This window comes from Dyadobacter sp. SRI_021 (genome assembly GCF_057586235.1).
The window spans coordinates 1-341 of sequence record NZ_JBYCZM010000051.1; the positions used below are offsets into that span (position 1 = coordinate 1).

At 53.7% G+C, this 341-nt stretch carries 1 protein-coding gene; it reads left to right on the forward strand.

Annotated features, from left to right (window positions below):
* A partial coding sequence (locus AC2YIT_RS32225; protein ID WP_487281952.1) for a hypothetical protein occupies positions 1–341 on the forward strand: 341 nt, incomplete at both ends.

A 341-nucleotide genomic window follows, 5' to 3' on the forward strand; every position in this document is an offset into this window, starting at 1 on the left:
ATACGGCATCAAGCTGCCGGCAGATACGGCAGCGAAGCCTGCATCGGCTGATGTTACAAAGTACAAGATTCCCTCGGGATGCACTGGGGGCACAAGCCGGCCCTTCGCGGTGACCGTTCATGGAGATTACGTATATATAGGAGCGGTATGCGATGCGGCCACGTCCCAATCGTTAATGGACTTGAAAGCGATCGTGTACGAACTGGACCCGTCCACGAAAAAAATCAGGGAGGTGTTCGCCATGCCGTTGGATTATTTCCGTGGCGAAGCGGTGGTCGATCTTGGGACAAAAACCTGGCATCCCTGGACGGACGATTTCAGTAAAGCTTTGAACAGTGCAC